The sequence below is a fragment of the Clostridium sp. DFI.5.61 genome (assembly GCF_024462915.1).
Taxonomy (GTDB): domain Bacteria; phylum Bacillota; class Clostridia; order Oscillospirales; family Oscillospiraceae; genus Lawsonibacter; species Lawsonibacter asaccharolyticus.
Genome location: NZ_JANGBZ010000020.1, coordinates 1 through 25,125 on the forward strand (window position 1 = coordinate 1; position 25,125 = coordinate 25,125).

Annotated in this window: 23 protein-coding genes and 3 pseudogenes; all 26 read right to left on the reverse strand. The window is 54.2% G+C overall.

All coding sequences use genetic code 11. From position 1 onward, the window contains the following. Positions 1 to 83: 83 nt before the first annotated feature. Positions 84 to 680 (reverse strand): hypothetical protein, encoded by a 597-nt coding sequence (locus tag NE584_RS10795; protein WP_256182777.1) that lies wholly within the window; start codon positions 678 to 680, stop codon positions 84 to 86. Between the two features lie 189 nt (positions 681 to 869). Then, the gene (locus NE584_RS10800) at positions 870 to 1,295 is read right to left on the reverse strand and encodes a hypothetical protein (RefSeq protein ID WP_256182778.1); all 426 of its coding nucleotides are present in this window, start codon (positions 1,293 to 1,295) and stop codon (positions 870 to 872) included. 174 nt (positions 1,296 to 1,469) lie between these two features. Further along, positions 1,470 to 1,883, reverse strand: a complete 414-nt coding sequence (locus NE584_RS10805) for an S-layer homology domain-containing protein (RefSeq protein ID WP_256182779.1) — start codon at positions 1,881 to 1,883, stop codon at positions 1,470 to 1,472. Next, positions 1,843 to 2,043: an S-layer homology domain-containing protein gene (locus tag NE584_RS10810; protein WP_256182780.1), complete on the reverse strand. Its 201-nt coding sequence runs from the start codon at positions 2,041 to 2,043 to the stop codon at positions 1,843 to 1,845. The genes NE584_RS10805 and NE584_RS10810 overlap by 41 nt, the downstream gene beginning before the upstream one ends. Positions 2,044 to 2,354: 311 nt before the next feature. Beyond that, positions 2,355 to 2,588: pseudogene (locus NE584_RS10815) on the reverse strand (InlB B-repeat-containing protein); the annotation flags it as partial. Positions 2,589 to 2,906: 318 nt separating this feature from the next. After that, a complete protein-coding gene (gene ggt, locus NE584_RS10820; protein ID WP_256182781.1) occupies positions 2,907 to 4,637 on the reverse strand; it encodes a gamma-glutamyltransferase in 1,731 nt (576 codons plus the stop codon). A 109-nt stretch (positions 4,638 to 4,746) separates the two neighbouring features. Continuing rightward, positions 4,747 to 6,126 (reverse strand): sodium:solute symporter family protein, encoded by a 1,380-nt coding sequence (locus NE584_RS10825; protein WP_256182782.1) that lies wholly within the window; start codon positions 6,124 to 6,126, stop codon positions 4,747 to 4,749. A gap of 185 nt (positions 6,127 to 6,311) precedes the next feature. Next, positions 6,312 to 7,094 (reverse strand): AraC family transcriptional regulator, encoded by a 783-nt coding sequence (locus tag NE584_RS10830; RefSeq protein WP_256182783.1) that lies wholly within the window; start codon positions 7,092 to 7,094, stop codon positions 6,312 to 6,314. Positions 7,095 to 7,305: 211 nt separating this feature from the next. Beyond that, positions 7,306 to 7,665 (reverse strand): DUF1667 domain-containing protein, encoded by a 360-nt coding sequence (locus NE584_RS10835; protein WP_256182784.1) that lies wholly within the window; start codon positions 7,663 to 7,665, stop codon positions 7,306 to 7,308. A gap of 2 nt (positions 7,666 to 7,667) precedes the next feature. After that, positions 7,668 to 8,930, reverse strand: a complete 1,263-nt coding sequence (locus NE584_RS10840; protein ID WP_256182785.1) for an NAD(P)/FAD-dependent oxidoreductase — start codon at positions 8,928 to 8,930, stop codon at positions 7,668 to 7,670. Positions 8,931 to 8,956: 26 nt separating this feature from the next. Further along, positions 8,957 to 10,396: an NAD(P)/FAD-dependent oxidoreductase gene (locus tag NE584_RS10845; protein WP_256182786.1), complete on the reverse strand. Its 1,440-nt coding sequence runs from the start codon at positions 10,394 to 10,396 to the stop codon at positions 8,957 to 8,959. Positions 10,397 to 10,750: 354 nt separating this feature from the next. Further along, a complete protein-coding gene (locus NE584_RS10850; RefSeq protein WP_256182787.1) occupies positions 10,751 to 11,512 on the reverse strand; it encodes a DeoR/GlpR family DNA-binding transcription regulator in 762 nt (253 codons plus the stop codon). Between the two features lie 82 nt (positions 11,513 to 11,594). Then, entirely contained in the window at positions 11,595 to 13,100 is a 1,506-nt protein-coding gene (gene glpK / locus NE584_RS10855; protein ID WP_256182788.1) for a glycerol kinase GlpK, read from the reverse strand. A 292-nt stretch (positions 13,101 to 13,392) separates the two neighbouring features. Beyond that, positions 13,393 to 15,381, reverse strand: coding sequence for a CHAP domain-containing protein (locus tag NE584_RS10860; RefSeq protein WP_256182789.1), 1,989 nt, complete (start codon positions 15,379 to 15,381; stop codon positions 13,393 to 13,395). After that, on the reverse strand, positions 15,378 to 15,836 hold the full coding sequence (locus NE584_RS10865; RefSeq protein WP_256182790.1) for an XF1762 family protein: 459 nt from the start codon (positions 15,834 to 15,836) through the stop codon (positions 15,378 to 15,380). Before NE584_RS10865 ends, NE584_RS10860 begins: the two co-directional genes overlap by 4 nt. A gap of 38 nt (positions 15,837 to 15,874) precedes the next feature. Then, a complete protein-coding gene (locus NE584_RS10870) occupies positions 15,875 to 18,208 on the reverse strand; it encodes a VirB4-like conjugal transfer ATPase, CD1110 family (RefSeq protein WP_256182791.1) in 2,334 nt (777 codons plus the stop codon). Further along, positions 18,201 to 18,566 (reverse strand): PrgI family protein, encoded by a 366-nt coding sequence (locus NE584_RS10875; RefSeq protein ID WP_256182792.1) that lies wholly within the window; start codon positions 18,564 to 18,566, stop codon positions 18,201 to 18,203. The genes NE584_RS10870 and NE584_RS10875 overlap by 8 nt, the downstream gene beginning before the upstream one ends. Positions 18,567 to 18,579: 13 nt before the next feature. Next, positions 18,580 to 18,744: a hypothetical protein gene (locus NE584_RS10880; protein ID WP_256182793.1), complete on the reverse strand. Its 165-nt coding sequence runs from the start codon at positions 18,742 to 18,744 to the stop codon at positions 18,580 to 18,582. Positions 18,745 to 18,813: 69 nt separating this feature from the next. Further along, complete coding sequence (locus NE584_RS10885; RefSeq protein WP_256182794.1) at positions 18,814 to 19,113, reverse strand: hypothetical protein; 300 nt, start codon at positions 19,111 to 19,113, stop codon at positions 18,814 to 18,816. Positions 19,114 to 19,125: 12 nt separating this feature from the next. Further along, entirely contained in the window at positions 19,126 to 19,335 is a 210-nt protein-coding gene (locus NE584_RS10890) for a hypothetical protein (RefSeq protein ID WP_256182795.1), read from the reverse strand. A 9-nt stretch (positions 19,336 to 19,344) separates the two neighbouring features. Continuing rightward, positions 19,345 to 19,638 (reverse strand): annotated as a pseudogene (locus NE584_RS10895) (hypothetical protein); the annotation flags it as partial. 102 nt (positions 19,639 to 19,740) lie between these two features. Next, positions 19,741 to 21,570, reverse strand: a complete 1,830-nt coding sequence (locus tag NE584_RS10900; protein ID WP_256182796.1) for a reverse transcriptase/maturase family protein — start codon at positions 21,568 to 21,570, stop codon at positions 19,741 to 19,743. A gap of 604 nt (positions 21,571 to 22,174) precedes the next feature. Further along, positions 22,175 to 22,717: pseudogene (locus tag NE584_RS10905) on the reverse strand (hypothetical protein); the annotation flags it as partial. Positions 22,718 to 22,783: 66 nt separating this feature from the next. Then, the gene (locus NE584_RS10910; protein WP_256182797.1) at positions 22,784 to 23,128 is read right to left on the reverse strand and encodes a glutamyl-tRNA amidotransferase; all 345 of its coding nucleotides are present in this window, start codon (positions 23,126 to 23,128) and stop codon (positions 22,784 to 22,786) included. Further along, positions 23,103 to 24,944, reverse strand: a complete 1,842-nt coding sequence (locus NE584_RS10915) for a VirD4-like conjugal transfer protein, CD1115 family (protein WP_256182798.1) — start codon at positions 24,942 to 24,944, stop codon at positions 23,103 to 23,105. The genes NE584_RS10910 and NE584_RS10915 overlap by 26 nt, the downstream gene beginning before the upstream one ends. Next, positions 24,931 to 25,122 (reverse strand): hypothetical protein, encoded by a 192-nt coding sequence (locus NE584_RS10920; RefSeq protein WP_256182799.1) that lies wholly within the window; start codon positions 25,120 to 25,122, stop codon positions 24,931 to 24,933. Before NE584_RS10920 ends, NE584_RS10915 begins: the two co-directional genes overlap by 14 nt. Positions 25,123 to 25,125: the final 3 nt, after the last annotated feature.

The window sequence follows — 25,125 nt, forward strand, 5'->3', positions numbered from 1 at the left end:
GGCGTGTTATTTCTCCGCGAAATAACACGCCGGCTCTTCTTATACTCTTGCCGCTTTTAGGTGACTTGCACCCTTTACCAAATTTATAAGGTGACATTAGTGTGCGGCCCATTTTTAGCTACAAAAGCATTCACCTGTTCCATATAGTCCACCAGAACCGCTTCCAGTGATGGCTGATCAGTCACCCAAGTTTCGTCATTCCAAGCCAGCTCAAGCGCCACATCTTCAATGGTAGTCTGATCATCTTCTGTGAGTGCTATCTGCTCACGGGCTCCGAGCATGCTCTGTATTTCTCCCTCATAAGTCAGCCGGTAACCAGTCAGCACACGGTTCTCAAAACGCAGTTCAACAGGAACCCCCTCATGAACAAACTTCGGATACACGATCTCTAAATCGCCGGAGGAAGCCGAGGCACAGGCCAGATATCCTGTATCATTGGAAATCTTTATAATGTGGCTGTCCACTGCGCTGTCTCCATTGTCCAAATAGTTCTGATAATCCGCTTCCTGTACGAGATCAATATATAGGCCATCGTAATATGGCCCCGACGGGGACACACTTGAAGATTCAGGAACGGTCATTTGGACCATTCGGATAAACATGGCTGTCATCAAGGCTATTGCTATGATCATAAACGAGATAAACGAGGCCATAGCTCCCCATAAAATTTTTCTTTTCATACGTTGCTCCCTGTTCTTTTAGATAAATTGATTTGCAGCTGGTGGCCGAAATTATAGCACAGATAGGAAAAGCTGTCCAGTCAAACCCTACTATTTATCTGCACAGGCAAAGTGGAAGGAGAGATACTGAAAGAGTCAGACGCTAAAACTGCAAGGCTTTTGGAGTCTCCAGTAGAGAGAAAATACGGCTCAATTTGTTTTGCGCCGTAAAAAGCGCAGAAATCTGGGCAACTGCTTGGTCACACCTCCAGCTTTCCGTGGTTCGTCTTTTTCGTAGTCGAAATCATCAGGGCAGTCTGTGAGGATATGGGTCATCCAGGAAAGCGTTTGATAGTCAAACCCAGTTTGTTTGATTTGTTCATATTCAGATTTGGTATATATGCACTCGTACACAAAGGCACGGCTTAAAGGCTCAACAAAGCCTCCCAGTGTGACCGCATAGACCGGCTCCGGCGGATCGTACCTCCAGACATAGCGCCACTCATCTGTGATATCTTCTTCGTCAATCCATTCCAATATTTCAATATGATAGCATGGTTGCTCCGGAAAGAACACTCTCTCACCCTCAGACACAAACTCCCCTCCGCTGTCTTTTTTCATATTGCTATCATACACTGGAATCACCTCCTGTCAAGGCAAAAGAAATAAAAGGGCTGGCATATTGGTAGTCCAGTCGGGTAAGAACACTTTGAGCGCTGGGGACATAGACGTTCATGTCCATTCTAAACTGCATTCCTAGGAAATGGCCCCACACTGTCCGAAACGATATGGGGCCATCTTTGGGAAAACTTATTCGATTGCGTTGTCCTGGCAGAAATTCATAAAAATCTGCGCCACCTGAGCGCGGGTTGCAGTTCCGTCTGGGTCTAGCATCCCGCCTCCAGTACCAGAAATCAGGCCAGCATTTACTGCCCACTGTACAGCCTCCAATGCCCAGCCGGAGATGGATGCGGAATCACTGAACTTCTGGACGGCCATACTACCCTGGTGGGGAACATATTCTGCCACCTGGGCATAGTGATAGAGAATCAGGGCCAGCTGCTCTCGGGTCAAAGGGGCGTTGGGGCCGAACATTCCCTTTCCCATACCTGAAACCACACCGTTAGCAGTTGCCCAGGACACCGCATCGGCGTACCAGTCCCCACGGTTCAAATCGGCAAAGTCATTGGACGCAGATACAGTAGGCCCCCCCCGCCAGGGCATACAGGATCTGGACCACCTGGGCCCGGGACAGAATCGTATTTGGGGCGAACTGTTTGTCGGACCCCCCGGTCATTAGACCACTCTGGGTCACATACTGGACTGCATCGTAATACCACGCACCCTGAGCCACATCGTAGAACACATTAGAGGTACTGGGCATCTCCACTCACACAAAGTAAGCGTCAATGCTGCCGCGGCCGTCAGGCATGATAAAGGTGTAGGTATTCTCGTTCCGCTGGGTGAGAGCAAGTTCAGTTCTGGCCTCGTTAAGCATGACAATCCGGTCCAGTTCATAACCACTATCCGGGCCACACGAGTGCCAACAGATGCACTGGTGGGCCGCACGGACACATTACCGCCTCGGGTGATCACGTCCACGTCAATACGATAGCTGGGATCGCTGGAAGAATCGCTACCAGAGAGATGATCATCATCTGTAGGTCTGTCAATGTAGACCCAGTGAGCATAAACTGTGGTTTCCTCAGTAAAGACGGTACTCGTTGTAATCTGTACACCGCCGGTAGGGTCAGTAAACCAGCCGTCAAATCGATAATTCCCGTCTCGAGAGTCAGTGGGCAAAGTATCCAGTGTTTCGTCCGTCCCGGTCTCCATGGACGTCTGGGAGACTGTACCGCTATTTTCATTGAAAATAATTATGTAGGTTTCGGGGGAGACGGGACAATCGGCCTCAGATTTATCAGGGATTGGTCTATGTCCGCTGACACTTCCTTATTGCCAGAGGTAATCAGACTGTATTATCTTTTTTTAAGTACAAGTGTTTTTTACCTTGTGAGTCAGTTTTTGTCGTTCTTTTTATTTTTAATTTATTTAGCTGCGTCACCATGTTTATATAAATTCACGAGAGAGCGTGTCAGGACATGCACACAACACACTCTCTCGCAAATGTTACTTATTCATACCTTATTATTGCTAATTTAATAGGAAGTTATGCCGTATCCAAGAATAAAAAATTCAGGAAATGTGCAGCGCACTCTGTTTGGACAGAGTGCACTGCGACAGGACTCATTTACAAAAACAAAAGCCGTCAATACAAATTGCGCCGGATTCAGTCAGGACACCTCCGCCGCCATCCACCCGGCTGGTACCGCCGGGAAAGAAGGCGCCGTCCAGGTTCTCGATGCCGTTGGGCAGCACCAGGAGGACGCCAAAGTCGCTAGTCTCCTTGATCTTGTGGCCCCGCTCCTTCAAGATGCGGATGGTGTCGGGGGAGAAGCCCTCCTCTAACTCCAGGCCCTGGTCCAGGGTCAGGCAGCACATGTGTGGGCTCTTCACCGCAGAATCCATCATCATGCCGTAGTCGATGGCGTTGATGATCAGCTGCAGAGTGCTGGTGATGATCCGGGGGCCGCCCGCCGCGCCCACAGACAGGAAGGGCTTGCCGTCCTTCATGACGATGGAGGGGGACATGCTGGACAGGGGGGTCTTGCCGGGGCGGACTGCGTTGGCCATACCATAGGCCAGGCCCTGGGTGGTGCGCACCCCCACCTTGGCGCTGAAGTCGGCCATGGTGTTGTTCATGACAAAGCCCCGGCCGGGAATGACTACGCCACAGCCCCACCAGTTCCGGATGGTCTGGGTCTGGGAAAGGACGTTGCCCTCCTTATCCATGACGGTGAAGTTGGAGGTGCAGCCCCGGTACTCCTTGGCCTCGATGCCCTCGGTGGGGGCGTACTCCTGGGCCTTGTTCATATCGATCTTGGCGGCCAGCTCCTTGGCGTACTCCTTAGAGGTAATCTTTTCTATATTCACCTGGACGAAGTCCGGGTCGCCCATGGCCACGGACCGGTCGGCGAACATGAGCTTCATGGTCTCGGCGATCACATGGGTGCTGTCGGCGGAGTGGAAGCCCATTCCCCTCAAATCGAAGTTTTCCAGGATGTTGAGCATCTGGATGATATGGCTGCCGCCGGAGGAGGGAGGGGACATGGAGATGATGTCGCAGCCCCGATAGGTGCCGCGGACCACCGGGCGCTCCTTGGGCGCGCAGCCGGTCAGGTCCTCCTTCACCAGCAGGCCCTGGTACTTGTTCACCTGGCGGACAATCTCGTCGGCCACCGGCCCCTCATAGAACCAGTCAGCGCCGTTCTTGGCCACCGCCTCCATGGTGTCGGCTAGGTCGGGGTTCTTTACCAGCTCGCCGAACTGCCGGGGCTGGCCGTTGTTCTGATAGAGCTCTGAGAAACCCTCGTACTCCGCCTTGTTGTGCTCGGCCTCGGGGGTGTTGCTGATTCGGGCATAGGCAAAGCCGCAGTAGAAGCCCTCCCGGGCCAGGCGGATGGCGGGGGCGGAAACCTGCTCCCAGGTCATGGTGCCGTACTGGTTCAGCAGATTGTCCATAGCCCGGTACAGGGCGGGAACAGCCACCGAGCGGCCGGAAAACTCTGTCAGCTTCAGGTCCACATCCCCGTTTTTATCTAGGAACATGTCCTGATAGGCGTTCTTGGGGGCCACGCCACGGGCATCCATCGCATGGAAGGCGTCGGTCTTTTTGTCGTAGAAGACATGGAAGCAGCCGCCGCCAATGCCGCTGTGGTAAGGTTCCACTACGCCCAGCACCAGGGAAATGGCACAAGCCGCGTCGAAAGCGTTGCCGCCAGCCTTGAGGATCTCCAGGCCTGCCTCGGCAGCGTAGGGGTTGTTAGCGCTTACCGCGCCCTCCGTACCGGAGACATGGGGTTTAAACATGGCGATGGCATCGTCCACCATCCGGCCGAGATAGGGTCGATTGGGCATAATCCATTACTCCTTTTCTTTGTGAATTGGTTTGGGAGCCCCTGAATCGTAAATTTCAGGGACGTCCCCCGCCGCTCCGCCCGACGGGTGTGAGCGGTGGGAACGAGACTTACTGTGCGGAAAAAGTCTGCTTGTTGGTGGTAAGAGACACGATAACGCCCACGATGTAGCAGACGATGATGGTGGGATACACCACGTTGATGGATTCGTTCAGGCCCGCAAGCACCCAAATCAGAGCCACGACGATACCGGCAACGATGCTCCAGAAAGATCCCTTCGCGTTAGCCTTTTTCCAGAACATACCGGCCAGCACAGAGAAGCTGAAGGGGGCCGTAACCACATAGTTGACGGTCAGGAACATGTTGGTCATCTGGGCAGAGGGGATGAAGAAGCCTAGCAGCAGGGAGACGTAGGCCACGGCTACCGTACCCAGCCGGGACATGGTCAGCAGCTTCTTTTCGTCTGCCTTGGGGTTGATCTGCTTCTTGTAGACGTTGGTCACGATGGTGCCGGTGGCCATCATCATAGTGGCCAGGGTAGCAGCGATGATCATGGTCATGACGGCGAAGATGATACCGGCCATGACGGGGGAACTCATGTCCTTAATGGCCCAGGCAAAGGCGGTGGCGCCGTCGCCCAGCCCGTCGGTCTTGGCCCTGGCCATCATGCCAATTATGGCGGTGAGGATACAGATGGGGCCGGCAATCACATAGCCCAGGACGCAGCCCCAGGTAGCGGCTTTGTCGCTCTTGGCGGCCAGGACGGGCTGCAGGGCAGACTGGAGGACGATGGAGGTGAGGATACCGCCAATCATCCAAGCTACGATCTGCTGGGTGGACATGGCGCTGAGCTGATCATAGCCCTTGGGTAGCTGGGCAATCAGGCCGGAATAGCCGCCGAAGTCACCGATGTTGGTAAAGATAAACCAGCCCAGCAGGACGTAGGTGGCGATGCACACCACCCGGCCCACGATGGAGGCGCCCTTCATGCCGGCGAATGCGGTATAGGCCACGGCGATGGTCACACCGATGAACATGCACAGGTAGGTGTTGAAGCCGGGGAGCACAATCTGCAGGATGGAGGCCACGGTTTTCAGCTGGATGGGGATGTACACCAGTCCGAAGATAATCCACACATAGGACTGCAGCCGGGCCACTCGGGTGGAGTAGCGGTTCTCCAGATAGTCCGGAAGGGCGTCGCTGGGGAAGTTGCGGCGCATAGTCTTGGCCAGTACACCCAGGGCCAGGATGTACAGGCCGTTGGCGATGGAGTACCAGCTACCAGCGATGCCCATGACATAGCCGTTTTGGGCCGCGCCCACGATACTCATACCGCCAATCTGCCAGGCGCCTAACACCGCTCCCACGGCAAAGATGCCCATGGACTTGTCGTTGCCGGACCACTGGCCGGAGTTGGTGATCTTGGTCCCGGCATAGACGCCGATACCCACGATTAGAACAAAAGTGATAATCCAGGTCGCGATCAGCATAAAGAAATTCCTCCTTTGTTTTTTAGATATCCCCCATCCGGATTCTTACACAACTTTATCACAGTTTATGACAAGTTTATTGTATAAATCGGAAATATATTGTCATCAATGATAAATAATTTTGGTAAAAAAGGACAGGCACATCTTGTCTTCTTAAGCAAGAAGTGCCTGTCTGAAAAGATCGCCTAATTGATTTTTTGAAATTGGCACGGACTAACGCCTGAAAACTCTTTGAATTCTCGATTATAATGGGCCTGATCGCTGTAGCCTAAAATCTGGGCAGCCTCCGCCTGGGTATAAACCTCCGCTTTGGGTGAGGTAATCAGTTTGAGCGCATTTTGAAAGCGTGTCTGCCTGCACAACTGTTTTGGGCCGATCCCCACCTGACGGGTAACGACCTCCTGCAGCCGGCGGGCGGAATAGAGAGTCTCCTGCTCCAGATTCTTGATCCGCAATGCGCCACGGTTCGACCAGATCAGCTGGACCACCTCATTGGCCAGTTTCTGCTCCTTTTGCGATTGGCAGAAACCTCCCCCCCACCCCTCAAACATTCTGAGCAACGTCTCCCCAGGGCACTTGCTGGCCACAGCATCCTTGATCCGCTCCAACTTTTCCTGCGGGAGCACCAAGGAAAGCTCAATCCCTCGAGCTGGAATTTCCACAGAAGGAATTTTGAACACTGCGGAGAAGGCGCCTGGAGAAAACCGAATGAAATACCCTTTTGTCATCCCATAGAGAGGAATCTCGTCCCGACAGTCCGCCACGCCGAAGCAGTATCCGGAAAAATCTTCTGGATTAGAGAGCATAATGCCAAGCTGACCGTTTCCCGGCACGCAGGACATTACGTCATGAATCCATCGAAACTCACTCACTGAAATATGATCGCTACGGATAAAGTTTTCCATCCTTCCCATGTCCCAGAAAGGTTGAATTGAGAAAAAATAGCGCAGGTGATTTTCGTGCAACATATCTCTATAATCCTTTCCTCACGAACAAGGCTGAAGCGTGCGGGGCGTTTTTTCAGTTTAGCATTAAAAGTCCATTCTATTTAGCACATTAAACTTTAAACAATATACCTCATTGTAATTATAGATTTTACATATTTACAGAACCAACCACAATTATAATTTTGTATCATTCAAAAATTTTTTTAACTGCGGTTGATTCTTATGCAAAGAGCTACGCACTGACTGCTTTGGTTGCCACAATATCCACTCCGGTGCCGCAGATATCCGGTACAATCACATCGTAGAGCGCCACAGGCCGCACGGTCACAGCGGTTCGAATCACCTCCATACACGCAAACAGCTTTTCCTTCGGAATCGGCTTGGCCGAGCGTACGGGCAGCAAATCATGCTCCTCTCCATCCAACTTGACGGTTGTCGTCAGGATACGCACTGGGTGTGTGAATTCCGCCGTGGCATACTCCAGCCCGCGCTTGCAGATATAGCCTGTGACCTGGCGAACCGTCTCTCTTTCGCCCTCCACCTGAATGTGGCAGCCCCGGGGGCAGACCGTACAGATAATTTCCTTCTCCATTTTTACCCCTCCTTTTGCACTTCCACAGTCACAATGCCGCTGATAAGTTTTTCCGTCTCAACAGTGATATGGTTCATCTCTCCCGGATTAACCCGAAATTCCTTTTGCTGGGCAATGATTTGTTCGCCGCAGCGCGCCACCAATGTGACATCCGGCTCGGGCTGGAGAACCCTGAAGTAAAGACTGACCTTTTGGGGGACGTTAGTCACCTGGATTCCCTGTGGGCAGAGATACCGTACATTTCGCCCCGGCTCACAGGCAACCGTCCGCTCTGCTTGGGGAAGAGTTCCCATGGCATATTTCGCTGCATAACAGCCTGCCAAAGCGCTCTCAGCACTGACATTGTCCACCAGATCATTTACATGTACCACGTTGCCGCAGGCAAACACCCCTGGAGTGGAGGTCTGCATAAACTGATTGACCACTGGGCCGTTGGTGACCGGATGGATTTGAATGCCCGCCTTTCGGGTCAGCTCATTTTCCGGCATCAGTCCCACAGAGAACAAAACCGTGTCACAGGGAACAAACTCTTCCTGCTCCAAAATGGGACGCTTCTGCTCATCCACTGGGGCTACCCACACGCCGGTAACCCGCTCGTCGCCCTCGATGCGGGTAATGGTGTGGGCTAGCTTCAGGGGAATCTGAAAATCATCCAGACACTGGACCCGGTTGCGTGTCAGGCCGGCCAAGTAGCTCATCAGTTCCACCACCATCACCACCTGAGCTCCCTCCAGGGTCATACGCCGGGCCATAATCATTCCAATATCGCCGGAACCCAGGATGACAACCCGGCGGCCCACTATGATATTCTGTCGGTTCACCAGCCGCTGCGCGGCTCCCGCAGTATACAACCCAGCGGGCCGGGTCCCCGGCACCATGATGTTGGCCCGGGTTTTCTCCCTGCATCCCATGGCAAGCACAATGCTACCTGCCTGGACACAGGTCAGGCCGTACTGGCTACTGGTACAGAGGATTTCGTGCTTCTCGTGGTCCACCTGAAGGACCATGGAGTTGAGCATGGCCTCTACGCCCAGCTCCTCCGCCTGCTTGACAAAGCGCCCGTAGTATTCCGGGCCGGTCATCTCCTCATGAAAGCGGGTCAGTCCGAAGCCAGGGTGGATACACTGCTGGAGAATCCCGCCCAGGGCGTTGTCCCGCTCCAGAATCAGGACCTTTTCCGCCCCCTCCTCTTTGGCCGCTACCGCCGCTGCCAGTCCCGCAGGGCCGCCGCCGATGACGACCACGTCACATTTCACACAATACATGGACAATCCCACCTTTCCATCTGCTGTCAACGGGTCTTCCCAGTCACCATATAGGAGCCCGGATTATTCTTGTTGATCTGGGTCGGATCACAGCCCAGCTCCCGGGCCAAAATCTCCAACACCTTGGGGCCGCAGAATCCCGCCTGGCAGCGCCCCATCCCGGCACGGACCCGGCGTTTGACGGCGTCCATGCTCCGGGCGCCCAGGGGACGGTGAATAGCCTGTAGAATTTCCGCCTCAGTGATAGTCTCACACCGGCAGATGACGTTGCCGTAGAGCGGATTTTCCCGAATCAGGGCCTCCTGCTCCTCCCGGGAGCACTCGTTGAATTTGACGATTCCCTTGCGCTTCTCCACGAAATGCTTCTTGAATTCCAGACCGGCCCCGTGGTACTGCATCTGCTGGACCACATATTTGCCCATGGCCACAGAGAGTGTCAACCCGGTGGATCGGACACCAGAGAGGTTGATATACCCTTCCAAATCGTCGTACATATCAAAATGAAGCCCCTCGGGCACCCGGTTGGGTCGCAGGCCGCTGTACTGAGTGATAGTATCCCGGATATTTACATTGGGAACCAGATTCCGCACATCCGCCGCGATACTCTCCAGCCCCTGGGCAGTGGTAGACTTGTCTACTTTGGATTCCTGATCCTCGGCGGTAGGCCCTACCAGCATGTTTCCGTGGATGGTGGGGCACATGAGCTTGCCCTTGGTCACTTTGGTGGGGATTGGCAGCACAATGTGCTGTACCTTGCAGGATGTATTCTTATCCAGAATGAAAAACTGTCCCTTTCGCGGCACCACTTTATAGTCCGCCTTTCCCACCATGGCGGCGATGTCGTCACAGTGGAGACCGGCGCAGTTGATTATATACTTAGTTTCAATCTCTCCCGTTGTTGTGAGGACCCGCTTGATTTTCCCCTGTTCCGTTTCAATGCCGGTTACCTGAGTTTCCAGCTGGAATTCCACCCCGTTGGCACAGGCGTTTTCTGCATAGGCTTGCACCAGAATAAATGGGTCAATGATACTCTCCCGAGGAATGTACAGACCGCCCTTTACCTCCGGATTCAGGTTGGGCTCCATTTCAAGCAGTTCTTCCCGAGTTTTGAACTCTACATCGTACACATGGTTACGGAAGGCCTTCTCTTGAATCCCCGGCAGTTGCTCGTACTGCTCTTCGGTGATGGCTGGTAGGACCGCGCCGATCCGTGCAAAGGGAACATCCAGATCCTCCGTAATCTTGTCATACATTGGATTGGCCGCCACAACCAGCTGGGACTCCAGCGTCCCAGGGGCGGCATCGTAGCCAGTATGAATAATGGCGCTGTTGGATTTGGAGGCGTCTCCTCCCACGTCCTCGTTCTGGTCCACAACGATGACGCTGATTTCATATTTGGATAGCTCGCGGGCCACGGCGCAGCCTACTGCACCCGCACCAACAATGACAACGTCCGTCTTTTTCATGCGAAGCATCCTCCCATCATGAAGTTGGCAGAAACTTAACAACATCCGTTAAAATCTCGCCAAAAGAAACATATCATCTCGTCATAATATTGTCAATATATTTTTATGGCATTTGAGAAAGTCTTCAGGATCTTTTCAAGATATGTCAAAAATGCGGCAAAATTTTTAGCAAAAAAGACATGTCCCCGCAGGGACATGTCTCAATGGATACGCTCTGTTCAGACCCAGTCTGTTCTGAGAACGGAAGGTATGCAAAAACGGCTCGGAGCGTAGCAGGGCTACAAAAACAATGCAACGCCCATACGCTCATGGACCGCTACTGCGACTTGATACACAATATCAGGCCAGTATATTCTATGATTCTGCCAGGATTACCTGAACCCCTGCCTGCTCCAGCTGTTCGAGATATTTGGGGGCAGTCCCTCGATCCGTTACCACCGCATCTAGCATAGAAAGGGGACATACGTTGGTCATGCCCCGCACTCCAAATTTGCTGAAATCGGCTAAAACGACAGCCTGGTCCGCATTCTGAATCATCTGCCGGTGGAGCTTCGCTTCCTCAATGTGAAAATCAGTCACCCCTGCCTCGGTGATTCCACCAATTCCCAAAAACGCCTTATTGGCATTGAAATGAAGCATGTTTTCCTCCGCAGGAAATCCGGACAGCGCCAACTCTTTTGCCCGCAACTGCCCACCGGTGAGTACCACTGAGCACTCCGCCAGTTCACTTAACGCCACCGCAGTCCGCAGGGAGTTGGTGAACGCGGTCAGATTGGGAATGTTTTTTAAATACTGCGCCATGGCCTGTACGGTAGTCCCCACGCCTAAGAAAATACTGTCTCCTGGTTCTACTAACCGAGCGGCCGCTGCGGCGATGACATTTTTTTCGTCCGCGTGGTCTTTGGAGCGGCTGTTATACTCCGGCTCACTGCCCAACGAAGTCTTCAGGACCGCACCGCCATAGACTCGCTGCAGACAGCCCTGATTCTCCAAGTATTCCAGATCCCGGCGGACCGTCTCAATGGAGATGCCGAAGCGCTCTATAAGTTCTGTATTTTTTATGGTTCGCTTTTGGTTGATTAACTCCACAATCTGATTGCGTCTCTCTTGATTCACAGGAATTCCAACTCCTCCTGCTCAATAATAATCGTGTGAATGGATCTGTACAACTTGGATATACCACAGGAGGGAGACCTTGTCAAGAGTTGGGCGTAATCCAACCACGGGATCGCTCCACCGCCCGGTACCACTGATCCATCAGGGCGTCCCGGCAGTCCTCCGACATCCCTGGCTCATATCGTTTATGGCAGTGCCAGAGGTCTATCGTGTCCTCAATCCGTGAAAGATCTCCAAGACCTAAGGCGGCCATATAAGCGCTACCCAGAGCGGTCGTCTCTTGAATCACAGGAATCTCCACCGGAATTCCCAGCAGATCGGCCTGAAACTGCATCAAAAAGCGGCTAGCCGTCCCGCCGCCGTCTACGCGCATGGATAATATATGCATATCAGTGGACTGTTCCAGTAATTTTAAAATATCCCGCACCTGATAGGCTTCCGCCTCAAGCGTAGCTCGGGCCAGATGCTCCGCTTTCACTCCGGCGGTGATGCCGGTAATAGTCCCCCGGGCATAGGAGTCCCAATAGGGGGCTGCTAATCCGGAGAAGGCCGGAACAAACGATATTCCGCCATTGTCCGGAACTGAAAGCGCCATAGCATCCGCCTGAGCGGCAGATTGAATGATGCCCAGGCCATCTCGAAGCCACTGTACGGCGGCACCGGCAATGTAGATTCCACCGTCTAGAGCGTAATTCGCTTTTCCCTGTTCCACCCAGGCCAAGGTGCTGAGCAGGCCGTTTTGAACCGGGAAAGGTCTGCTCCCGGTGTTCATCAGCATAAAACATCCGGTCCCATAGGTTGTTTTCACGCTGCCCGGAGTGCAGCAGGCCTGCCCCAACAGGGCAGCCTGTTGGTCTGCAATGCTGGCCGTAATCGGGATTTCTGCATCCAAAAAGGTCTCTGGAGAGGTCTTTCCAAAGAAGCCTGCATTTTCCCGGATTTCGGGAAGGATTTCCCTAGGGATCTCCAAAATAGATAACAGCTGCTCATCCCACTCCTGACGTTCCAAATTCATCAGGCAGGTCCGGCTGGCAGTAACACAATCTGTGACAAACTCTTTTCCATTAGTCAGCTTCCAGATCATCCAGCTATCCGTTGTTCCTGCGGCAAGCCGATGCTGCGCCAGCAGTTCTTGCGCCCGGGGTACATGTTGAAGAACCCAGCGGATTTTCGATGCGCCGAAATAGGAATCCAATTTCAACCCCGTTGATTTCTGGAAAACGGGACCATACTGTCTGTTAAGCCGGTCCACCTCCGCCGCAGTCCGGCGGTCCTGCCACACAATGGCGGGATATACGGGGTCGCCGCTTTGCTTGTCCCAGAACACAATGGTCTCTCCCTGGTTGTCCAGTCCAATACATCGAACTTCCCGAGCACTGGCCCCTGCGCTGCGCAGTGCCTGGACCGCTGCCTCTAACAGCGAATCATATATCTCAATCGGATCATGCTCGACCCATCCAGCCTTCGGGTAATATTGACGAATATCTACATGTCCCCGGGCAATTTGATTCCAGGATTCATCCAGCAGCAGTGCCGTGGTACCAGTCGTTCCCTGGTCAAGCCCCAGGTAGTAATATCTGCTCCCCATATCATTCCCTCCTCGTGCTCGACATTGGTCTCCTCAGCGGAAACTATGACATTTTCTATTCCGCGCAATCCTTCGCACATATAGTAAACATTGACTTTAAGCTTAATATATTGTCACAATATTGTCAATAACTTATTTTGATGTTTTAATATTTTTATTTTGACGAGACAAAACTCCGTAAGATTTCCAACACTTCACCATATTATCATGCAATGGTATTAGGTTATGCCACCCGCAGCCTTTTCACGGCCACAGGGGCATGTTTTTTACTCATTCGTGACATTTGTAGCTTTCAATACAATGGAGTCCCGTACCCATAAATCTCGTAGTGCCCAACGGTGTACTGGCGTTCCCGGCAGGCATTGTCAGAGTTGCCCTCCACGGTGTAGACGATCCCGTCTTCCACCTTTTCCACGATGCCAACATGATTCGCCACTCCGTTCTGGCCCTCGTCCTCATCATCCCAATCGAAGAAAATCAGGTCACCGGGGCGCGGCTCATAGTTGCCGTCCTGCCACAGCCCTCTCTCCCGGAACCACCGGATGCCGGTGGAACAGTTTGCGAATCTGGGGATCGCGCCAGTGTCCAGATAGCCGCACTCGTTGGCACACCAGGAAACGAAGCAGGCACACCAGTCCACCCGGCTCTCGAAGCCGTACCAGGACCAATAAGGTTCCCCACCCACATTCCCGATCTGGGAGAGGGCCACCGCCACGATCTTCTCGCTACCCGTGCCAATGCCGTACAGGACGATGCTCCACATACCGCTGTTTTCTTCAGCCAGTAGCTCCGCAAGCATCTCTCGCTGGTCAGCGGTAAAATTATAGATGTCCGCCATTTCATCAGCGGTTTTATGGGTCACGGTGATATAAAGGGTCGTGGCTGTTACCTCTACTTCTTCCATAATGATATTTCCTTTTCCATCATCGGTTTCCACAGTTTGGGTGGTGGTCGCCGTTTCTGTTCGGTGGCTGATCTCGTTCATGGCCCAAAATATCTCTTTCAGAAGTCCTTTTTTCCTATCATCCATCGTGGCGACTTCCTGTGGATCATCCGAGTCAGTGGTAGTTTTCACGGCATAGACCGCCAGCACTTCGGGCCAGAGGGCGCGGGAACCGGACAGTTTCAGGCGGTCATGTGCGGCGCTGCTCTCAATTTCTCCCAGCTTGCCCTCGTATTCCTGGTTGATTTCCCTGACAACGGTGGGTATGGTCTGACCCATGCCGCTGTCCTCCCCAGAAAAGAAGATGCCAAAGGGAGAGGCAACGATCAGACCAATCAAGCAGATCATCACAATGGCAAGGATAGCAATCCAGCCTCCAGCGGCAATAGCGGTCACCAGCGCCTTAAGAGATGCAAGCAGGGCCTTTGCCGCAGCAGAAGCGCCCTTTGCGGTGGTTTTCGCGGCAGCGGCGGCGTACTTTGCCGTGATGCGGGCGTCCTGGGCGGTCGCTTTCGCGGTCTTTGCAGCAGTCTGTGCCGTTTTCCGAGCCGCCGTATTGATGGCGGTTTTCGCCGTGCGTGGAGCAGTCTTGGCGGTATGCTGGGCAGTTTTTATCGTTCTCTGGGCGCGTTTGATGGTGTTCTTCGCGCCCGTGCCGGTGTCCTTCGCGGCCTGCCCCATAGCCTGGGCGGGCTGCTTTGCTGTTTTTACGGGGAGTTCCTTCTGCCGGGACGCTTGGACGGCGTCTGGGCTCTTAATATGCGGCGTCCGATCAGGCGGGACGGTCTGGTTTTTGACCTGTTGATTCCACTCGGCCTGCTTCTTGGCAAAGGCCCGACCTCTCTCTACATAAGAGATTGTGGTATCCGTTGGGCGCTCTATGCCGGCCTGGGTGGGTGGATGCTCCATCATGCACTTATGCTGTGGAAGGCGCTGGCGCTCTGGGACTGTCCCTCCGCTTCGCTGCGGGGTGTGCCTATACGGGGCACTCCCCTGGGCCGGTCCAGGGGAGTGGGACTGTTCAGCTGGGGCCGTATTCTCCTGGCGCTTTTCTGCCGCCCATTTCTCCCGCTGGCGCTGCAACAGCTTCCGACCCTGTCGCACCGCCGTTTTCGTGCCGGACGCAGCCACATTTGCCGCATCGTGGGCCAAATCATCCGCGGCAAGCCCTGTCTTGTCTGTGGCATATTCATTGGGGGTGGCCTGCCGGTCATCTATTAGGGCCTCCGCGTTCTTTTTAGAACGGATGAAGGCGCTTTTCATGCGCTGGCCGATTATGGCGGATCTATCCAGCACTTTAATGTCTTTCGTCTTTTCACGGGTCTTGATCTTACTCATGGCCGCTCACCTGCCCGTCTTTTCATCCAGCGATGTTTCAGTTCAGAGGGGGCCACATAGTAGTCCCTACGGCGCTGGCCCGTCCACATCTGGCCCCCGGCTATGCCGTCAAAGACAAAGCCAGAGGCCCGCAGGGATGCCCCAGTTTTCGACGCCAGCGTGTAGGTGACGATGCGGTCATAGCCCATATCAAACCCGATATGGCAGCAGGCTCCGTAGAGCTTGGAACAGGCGTTGTAAGTCCCATCCGTGCAGCAGCGCAGGATCTCAAGGGTCAGCCCGTCATCCAGATACCGGGCAACGGGCCGGCCACAGATAGCGATGCCGCACAGGCGGTCCCCATCATAGCAGGCCACGGCAAATTTACCGCCCACGGGCGGGATACTGTGCCGGTGATACCGGCTTACATAGTCCCTCGCCGCCCGCAGGTGGCAGGGCTTGATGTTCAGCGGCAATTTACACACCTCCTTTATCCATAAGAAGAGGGCGGGCATCAAGCCCGCCCCCCGGAAAAGCGGCCCTCACCGGGCTTGGTGGTCATCAAGCGGTATAGCTCCGTGTTGTGCGGAAAACGGTTGACGAAAGGCACCAGGGCAGAACCGTATTTGATCAGGCCGCACCCGGCGTCCGCATTGGTGATATAGCTCATCTGCTCCTCGGAGATATTCAGCAGATGGGCCAGCTTCTCCCGGTCGCCCGCCGCCTGATTGAGCATGACGATGAACTCAGAGTTACTAAGCATGGTGCTGGCCTGTACGGAGTCCAGAAGATACTCCACATTTTGGGTGATGGCGGTGGGATAGGCGTTGCGCTTGCGGAACTGCCGCCACGCGGAGTTGAAAAAGGCAGCGGAAAACTCGTTCTCAAACATCACATGGAACTCGTCAATAAAGACATGGGTGCGCCTGCCCTTCTTCCAGTTTAAGGTGACGCGGTTGAGCATGGTGTCGGTGATGACCAGGTGGCCGATGGGCTTCAACTGTTCGCCCAGGCCGTGGATGTCGAACACCACCACCCGCTTGTCCAGATCCACGGTGTTGTCGTGGCCAAAGATGTCCAGGGAGCCGGTGGTGAACAGCTCCAGCGCCAGGGCGATCTCCCTCGCTTCCGCCTCCGGCTGTTCCATCAACTTTTCACGGAGAGCAGCGAGGGTGGGAACTGTACTATTCTGCTCCGCTTCTTCATACAAGTCCCCCGTGCATCGGTCAATGATGGACTTCTGCTTGGCCCCCACGCCCTTGGGGTCGATGCGCTCCACCAGGGACATGATGAACTGCGACTTCACCACAATGGGGTTGTTTTCGCCGTAGCCATCCACCATATACATGGCGTTGAGCCGGTCTTTCCCACCAGCGGCCACCCGAATCACAGCGCCCAGACCGTCCATAGCTTCAATGAGAGGGGCGTACTCGCCCTCCGGGTCTGCTATGAGAATGTCATCATCCGTATTGAGAATGAGGAACACAATTTCCTCTTTCACACTGAACGACTTGCCGGAGCCGGGAACGCCCAGCCGGAAGGAGGACTGATTGAGCAGATTGGCCTTGTTGCACATGATAAGGTTGTGGGAAATGGCGTTCTCCCCGAAGTAGATGCCGCCCCGGTCCATGATTTCCTGCACCTTGAAGGGCATGAACACGGCCAGACTCTCGGTGGTCAGGGTACGGAAGGCGTTGATCTTCCGGGTGCCGATGGGCAGGACCGTGTTAAGACCGTCGATCTGCTGGTATTTCAACACCGCCAGCTGGCACCGCCCGGACAGGGAGCGTATCTTCTCTGTGTCGGTATCAAGCTGCTGTTTGTTGTCGGCGGTGATGACCAGGGTCAGAACGGCCTGCATCATCCGCTGGTCGCGGGTGGTCAGGTCGGCCAAAAACTCCTTGCTCTCCCTACGCTGTAATTCCATATCGTAGGGGACAATGGCGGAGAAGTTGTTGTTCTGATTTTGCCGGCGCTGCCAGTTCGTGATATTCGTCTCTACCCCCAGCAGACGGTTCTCCACCTCCCGCACAGCCTCGTCCGTGGGCACATTGAGGATGTCGATGGACAACATCATATTGCGGTCCAGGTCGGTCAGGTTCGTCACAATCTCGTCCTGGATATAGTTGGCGTAGTCCTTCAGGAACAGCACCCGGCAATAGCGGTCGCCCAGCTTCAAATAGTCGCTGTGCTTCTCGATTCCGTCCGGGCAGATGTAGTCCTTGAAGTCGTGGCCCTTCCGGGCCATATCCGCCATGTCGAAGTGAAAACAGCCCTCGTCCCCGGCCCGGTAGAAGTCGTGGAGAATACGAAGCCGGTCCGTGGCGTCCAGCTCCACGCACTTGGAGCCGAGGGCGGCGAAGCGGGCGGTCAAATCGGCTCCGATGCGAGTGAAGTAGGCGCGGGCGTCCTCAATATCCCGCTTGTAGACCGTGATGGTGATATACTTCTCCTGAGTGATGCCGTTGGCCCCGGTCGCCTTGTCCATGAGCATTTGATTGTACTCCCTGCGGTACTTGTCCAGTCTGTCCTCCCGCATGGGCATGAGGATGGACTGCTCAAAGTCCGCCTGGCTCTGACGGCGGTTGCAGATGGTGAGTTTAGTGGTGGCGGCGCAATCCAGACTGTTCAGCAGCTCCGAGTAGGTCCGAAACATGGTTTCTTTATCCTCCTGACCGGCCACCTTGTAATTGATGTCGGTGAAGCGGTAGGTCTTGGAGAACTTGACGCCTACCTTAAAAATGCCGTCCGGCCAGACACATTGAATGGGGATCACATCCTGCACCCTGCGGGGGACGCGGTATGGCTCTCGGTCCTGACGCATGATGGTCTTGATACTTCTAATCATGGTGCTTGTATTCCTCCTTTTCCCGCTTGTCTATGCTGGGCTTCAAGAGATCGTAGTAGAGGGTGGACGCTTCAAAGTGCAGCTCTCTGGGTTCCAGCACCTCCGAGCGCAGCCACGCCCAGATGAATTGCTCCGCCGCCATGCCGTGGTAGGTGAAAAAGCCCAGGGCGGCGAAGGGGGCCGCGCCCAAGACGCATACCCAGGACACGGTTTCCGTGCCGACATAGGGTTTCAGCAGAAAGTACAGCCCTACGGCCACGGCCACCGCCAGGGCAGAAAAAATGAGCTGCCGCAGAGACAGCCCGAAAAACATACTCTCCGTGTAGTTGCGTATTTCACGGTTGATTTTGACTTCCAAAAAATCTCCTCCTTTATCGCTCCATGCCCAGCTTCTGCCTGGGCGGTTTCTGGTGGGAGGGATAGGGGATCACTTCTTCCTCTCCCTCAATGATACTGAACTGCGGACGCAGAAAGGGGTGGGTTTCGCGGCTCTGCCACAGGCGGATCATCTCTAACGCTTCCTCCCGTGTTTCCATGCTTCCCTTCTGTACCCCGTCTTTGAATAGATAAAACCGGCGCATGATCTGCTCCTTTCCCGCTGGCGGTTATCGCTCCCGGTCATCGTGCTTTTTCAGTTCCCGTGCGGCTTGCCGGGCCTCGCCGGGGAGGATATAGGTTCCGCCATCTCTGCTAACGGTGTGGGTATCATAGCCCATCACCTTGAGGGCTTTGCGTACCTGCGGGACGTGTTCCTCCGGGGGCTGACAGATGCCCGCTACCAGAAACAATTCAAATTCACCATACCACGGTTCATACCGAAAATTGTCCATGCGAAAGAAAATATCTTCTTTGATCTCCTCAATGGGCTTTTCCATCAATTTACGATATTCATCTTCAAAACTCATGGTCGATCCTCCTTATCGCTCCATGCCCCGTTTCTGCCTGGGCGGTTTCTGGCGGGAGGGATAGGGGATAAATTCCTCCTCTCCCTCAATGATGCTGAACTCCGAGCGCAGGATGGGGTGAGTTTCCAATTCCTGATATTGACGGATCAGGTCAACCGCCAGCTCTCTCGTGGCGGTACTCCCTTGCTGGGTCCCGTCCTTGAATACATAAAACCGTTTCATACTCGCCTCTTATAAGCCCATCATTTCCCGTACCACATGGTCGGACATCTTGACGCTGCCCACCAAAATAAGCATATTAAAGGTAATTTCGCCAATGTAGCTCCACACCATCGAGGCCGCCGCAGCGTCCGGGTCAACAACAGGCGGGGAACTGGCGAACACGGAGAAGATGATACAGGCCAGCACGATGACGGCTCCCTCCAGACAGACGGCGGCATAACTTTTGAGAAAGCTCTTGCCCACATTCTGGCTGGGTTCCCCGGCAAAAGTAGACAGGGGGATAGGGGCCAGCGCAGCATACAGTAGGGTAGGCGCCCGGCGCCTTACCGCATTTCGGCGGCAGGTTTCCAAACGCCCCCCTCCAAACCGGACTTACACCTCTCGATGTATCCGGCTTTCCAGGTATCAATCTAGTTTTCCGGCATGCAGTTTGACATGGCAGTCGTGGCAGAGCGCCAGCGTTTTGCGTTTGCGCGCAATCATGTGGCGTTCCCATTCCACTTTGCCGGATAGGTCTTTCAGCTTTCGGACGTGGTGAATTTCAATTTCCACGTCTGTCGCTCCGCACCACTCACATTGACCGTTTTGCAACCGCTGAACAAGGCTGGTATAGTTCCTGTTTTCATTGGCGCGTCCGATAAGGTCTGGGTCACGGGCATCTATGTGGGTATCACGCCGCATGCCCTGGTGGTAAAATGCCACCGATTTTTCACCGGTTTTGCCTTGATAGACTACTACAAATTCCTTGTCCCTCGTATACTTCCGGATAATTTTCCGCATGCTTACCCGATATTTTCCGGCGAAGGTCTTATACATGCTGAATTTCATCACATAGAGAAAGCTGTTTAACACGGTTGCATTGTGAGCAATGCGATAATAGTTGTACAATCCTCTGACTTCTGCGTTGTATTGGTTGAGGATTTCCAGGTCATCCAGCCGTAAAAGGCCGGGCCTGCGGACTGGCTCCCAGATTTCCTTGTTGCCATTGGCCTTATCATAGTGTATTTTCAACGCGCCGTAGGCTAACAGACGCTTTACCCATTTCTCCTTTGGAACATAGAGCTTGACGCGCCCGGTGTAGGAGCGTTTGGTATAGCCCCCCTTGGTGCGTGTGCTGTTCTGCTCCGTGCTGGTGGTGATGTCGAAGCTGAGGAAGTGCGCGAAGTCGTTTCCGTGCGTGATAAGCGTCTTTTCTTGCGACAACTCCAAATGAAGCTGCTCTTGAATAAACGTCCCTACGTCGGCTTTTACTTGCCGTGCGTCGTCCTTGCTCCCAATCACGCCAATTAGAAAATCGTCCGCGTACCGGACATAAACCAGCCGTTTATAGGTGTCGTCCATCGGGTCGCCATACGGTGTTTCTCGCAGATATTGGTCTATGGCTTTGATTTGCTCCATGACTGCCGCCTTTTGCTCCTGGGTGATTTTACTTTCATTCCGTTTCAGCCATTCCTGTTTGCCCCGGCGTTGATCCAGCGGCTTTTTATACGCCGGATTGATACGCCGTTTTTCTCCTTGTCGGAACGTTTCGGCATACTGTGCCACGAACATATCCAACTCATTAAGGTAGATGTTTGCAAGAAGTGGGCTGATGATGGAGCCTTGCGGTGTGCCGGAGTAGGTATTGTGGTAGACCCAATCCTCCATGTAGCCTGCTTTCAGAAACTTCCAGATAAGCCCTATGAAATGCTCATCCTGGATGCGCCTGCGCAGAATATTGACCAAAACGTGGTGGTCAACATGGTCAAAGCATCCTTTTATGTCGCCCTCGACAAACCACTTGACCCCAGTAAAATTCTTCTGCACATATTGGAGCGCCGTGTGGCAGCTCCGCTTTGGACGGAAGCCGTGGGATGTGTTTAGGAATGTAGGCTCGTAGATACTTTCCAGAATCATACGAACCACTTCCTGCACCAGTTTATCGTCAAAAGATGGAATACCGGGGGGACGCTTCTTCCCATTGGCTTTGGGGATATAAGTCCGGCGGGCCGGGGCGGGTTGGTAACTATAATTTTTCAATCTGGCAATCAGCGCGTTGATACGCTTCGTGCCCATTCCGTCCACAGTCTTGCCGTCTGTTCCGGCGGTCATGTTACCTTGCTTCGCTTGAATTCGCTGATATGCCAGCAGATAAAAGTCGGGATTGTACAGATTGCGATAGAGCCGCTGATATTGATAATTGCTGTTGCATGCCTTGGAGCTAAGACTTCCCAATACATTTTGGGGACTTCTCATGGTGTCTCACACACCTTTCCTTTTATGAATTGGTGGATACCCTGCCGCCCTTCGCCATGTACAAGGCTTTCCCTTGCTCGGACTACTATGGCGGCTCCGTTGCCCTGTCGGATATTCAGGCCCTGCGGCCATAGCCTTTATTTGGCGTTCCGATTTAGGCAATCCCCGGTTAGACAAATGGGAATGGCATGATGTGATGTCGGAGTGGGTTTTCGTCCTTTTCCGCTGATTGCGGCTGGCTGTCATGGGTATCTCGCAAATCGTGTCTACATGTCACCATTTGCCATGACATACGGCGAGTTCAGCTATCCTACACCGTCGGCTCCAGTATGCCGCCTCGGACTGCCCTTCAAGCAGTTTAGCTTTGTTCCTCGTTCACATCGTTTCATCTTGCCGCGCAGTCGTGGTTAGATAGCTTCCCAACTTGCGACGTTGCCAGCATGCTACACTCCCCGTCGGGTTTCCCCTACGGATAAGCTGGCTGATGATAGGCTTTTTTTCACCTGCCTTTCTGGATTACCTTTTCCTACCGCCATGCCACCGGCGGAATTCCCACTTGCCCGTGTGCTGTTTTGGTTTATGCCACAGCACTTCCGGGCGCACTATACATCTTAAAAAAGCGCCCGTAGACGCTCAGGATCATTACAAAAGACAGGACCCAAATAAGGAGCCCGCCGATCAGCGTCACCGCCCATAGGGGGATGCTCTCAAAAAAGCCGCAATCCTCAACGGCTGTCACGATCTCCGCGGGTAAAACAGTGGGCGATGGCGCACCGAAACCCGCCGCGTTCATAATGGAGGACACCACGCCCTGGATGATGTCCAGCAGGGCCAGCATCAGCTCCATGCCATAGGTAATCAGGGCCTTTGCCAGAGCGAAGCGGACAAACAGCTTCAACGCGTGTTCCGGCTTTTTGACCTCCACAAAGCTGCCGCAGGTCTTGACCACGCCCACCACAAAGAACAACACCAGCAGGGCGTAGCCGATGGCCTGAAGCGCGCCATGGATGTCCTCTATCACGGCCCAAATCGCGCCGCCCTTGAAGTCCTGGGGGGATTGGGTGATAAGCTGCCAGATCTCGCTCAACTTGCCGTTCCAGACCTCCAGCGCATTTTCCAGGTTTTGCACGACCCAATTATCCGACACGCAAAGCACCTCCTTCAGGGGCAGGCTTTTGGGGCCTGCCCCGTGTGTTCGGATAACTTTGCATCATCAGCCGGTGATAAGGGTCAAAATTTCCTTTGCAAAGGTTATGACAATGCCGCCCGCAAGGGTGAGGAAGCCGTTGGACCGCTGGGACGGGTCGTGGCTCTGGAGGGAGAGGCCCACCTGAACGATGCCCCAGCCCAGCAGGATCAGGCCCACCGCCCGGATCAAACCGAAAATGAACTCCGACAAATTGTTGACCACCTCCAGGGGGTCATCGGCGGCAAAGGCCGTCATGGAGCAGCAGCCCAGCAGGGCCGCGGCCATTACCAGCGTGCAGTAGCAGCGGAAGCCCTGTTTTACCTTAGCGGGCATGGGGAGCCGCTTATTTTCCTTTTTGTTGTTCAGCATTTTCTTGTTCCTCCAGTTCAATAAATTTCTGCTCCAGTTCTTCCTCGGTGAGAAGAATAAAGCGATGTTTCGGCGCGTCCTGACCATCCTTTTCCACTGCCTGCTTCAATAGCTCCTTGTCAAAGCGGATAGACACGATGCTGTGGGTATCCTCACCGTGCCGGTATGGTTCCGCCCCGCCGTCTGTGGTGAGTTTGATATTGGGATGCTTGAGGATGTCATACTTGAGGTCCCGCACGGGCCGCTCCCCGCGGACAAAAAGAAGCGCGTACTGGTTATCCAGCATACGCACTTCATCCGGCATGAGCAGTTCTCGGCCCGTGAGCTGCCAGTTGGTGGAGTAGCTGCCGCTCCGCCCTTTGGACTGGCCATAGGTGTTCGTGTCAATGGTCTCCTTGCCCAGCAGTTTGGACACATACTCGTGGGTGGACTGCTCGTTGCCGCCCAAATAGAGAAATTCATCACAGTTTCCCACAATGCTCTCCCACTGTTTTTCAAAAAGGGCCTTGAGCTGAGCGAGGTTCTGGATGATGATGCTCACGGAGATCTCTCGGCTCCGCATGGTGGCAAGCAACTTGTCGAATTCATCAGGCAAGGCAACATTCGCAAACTCGTCCATAACGAAATGCACATGGACAGGCAGCCTGCCGCCGTGTACCACATCCGCCTGATAGTAGAGCTGTTGGAACAGTTGGGTATAGAGCATCCCCACAATAAAGTTAAAACTGGAGTCATTGTCGGGGATCACGGCAAAAATGGCCGTCTTTTTCTCACCCAAACTCCACAATTCCATCTCGTCTGTCTGCGTCATGCCGGCCAGCGATTCCAGATTGAACTTCTCCAGCCGAGACACCAGTGTGATTTGGATGGATTTCAGGGTCTTGCCGCTGCCGGAGCGGTAATTACGGTAGTATTTCAGGGCAATGTGCTCCGGGTCCTGCATTTCCAGGCGGTCAAAGAGTTCATCCAGCGGGGATCGGTAGGCGTCGTCGTCCTCCCGAACCTCGCCGGCCCGGATCATCTCCATCACCATGGGGAAGTTCTGTTCCTCCTCTGGGGCCTCGTAGTGGAGGTAGAACACCAGCGCCAGCAAGAGCATCTGCGCCGCCTGATCCCAGAAGGGGTCCTGTGACTGCGCGCCTTTGGGCGTGGTGTTCTTGAACAGGTTGGTCACCATTCGCTGGATGTCGTTGTCGTTCCGAAGATAGTCAAAAGGGTTGTAGCAGTGGCTTTTCTCCATGTTGATGAGGTCCAATACCTTGATGTTGTAGCCGCTTGCTTCGAGCAGGCCCCCGGTGTCGCGCAGGATCTCACCCTTGCAGTCCAGCACGATCAGGCTGGTGTTGGCGTTCATAATGTTGGGCTTGGCGTAGAACCTAGTCTTGCCCGCGCCGCTGCCGCCTACCACCAGGACATTCAGATTGCGCCGGTGTTTGCGGCCATCCAGTCCAATGGCGACATTCTGTGTGAGAATTTTGTTCGCACTCGGCTCCTTATCGGAATATTTTCTGTTGATTGCTTTGGGATCACCCCACTTGGCGGAGCCGTGTTCCTCCCGCCTGCGGTAGTTGCGGTCAGTGGAGAGGTAGACTCCGATCCCCAGCCCATAGCAGAGCATAAAAATGAGGACAGTTTTCAAACTGTCCTCACACCATATAATGTGAAACGGATGGTCCAGCGCCGCCCCGCCGTACCGCACCAGCCCCGCCAGTCCGCCGCCCATATAGGGGGCCAGCAGCAGGGCCAGCCAAACCACAGGAATGACGCCGCAGGCGTAGAGGGTCAGGTGGGCTTTGGAGAACTTATCTTGCCTCACGGTCAGCCCTCCGTTTTTCCCGTTTTGGGGGTGCATCTATGACTTTGAGAATGAGATCGTCCACATCCTCGGTGGACTTGCCATCCCGAAGTGCGTCGTTGCGGAAGTCAGTCAGGCCGCGCACCATAAGCCTCTGTTCGTAGTCATTCAGCGTGACCACACGCTTCTCATCATGCATAGA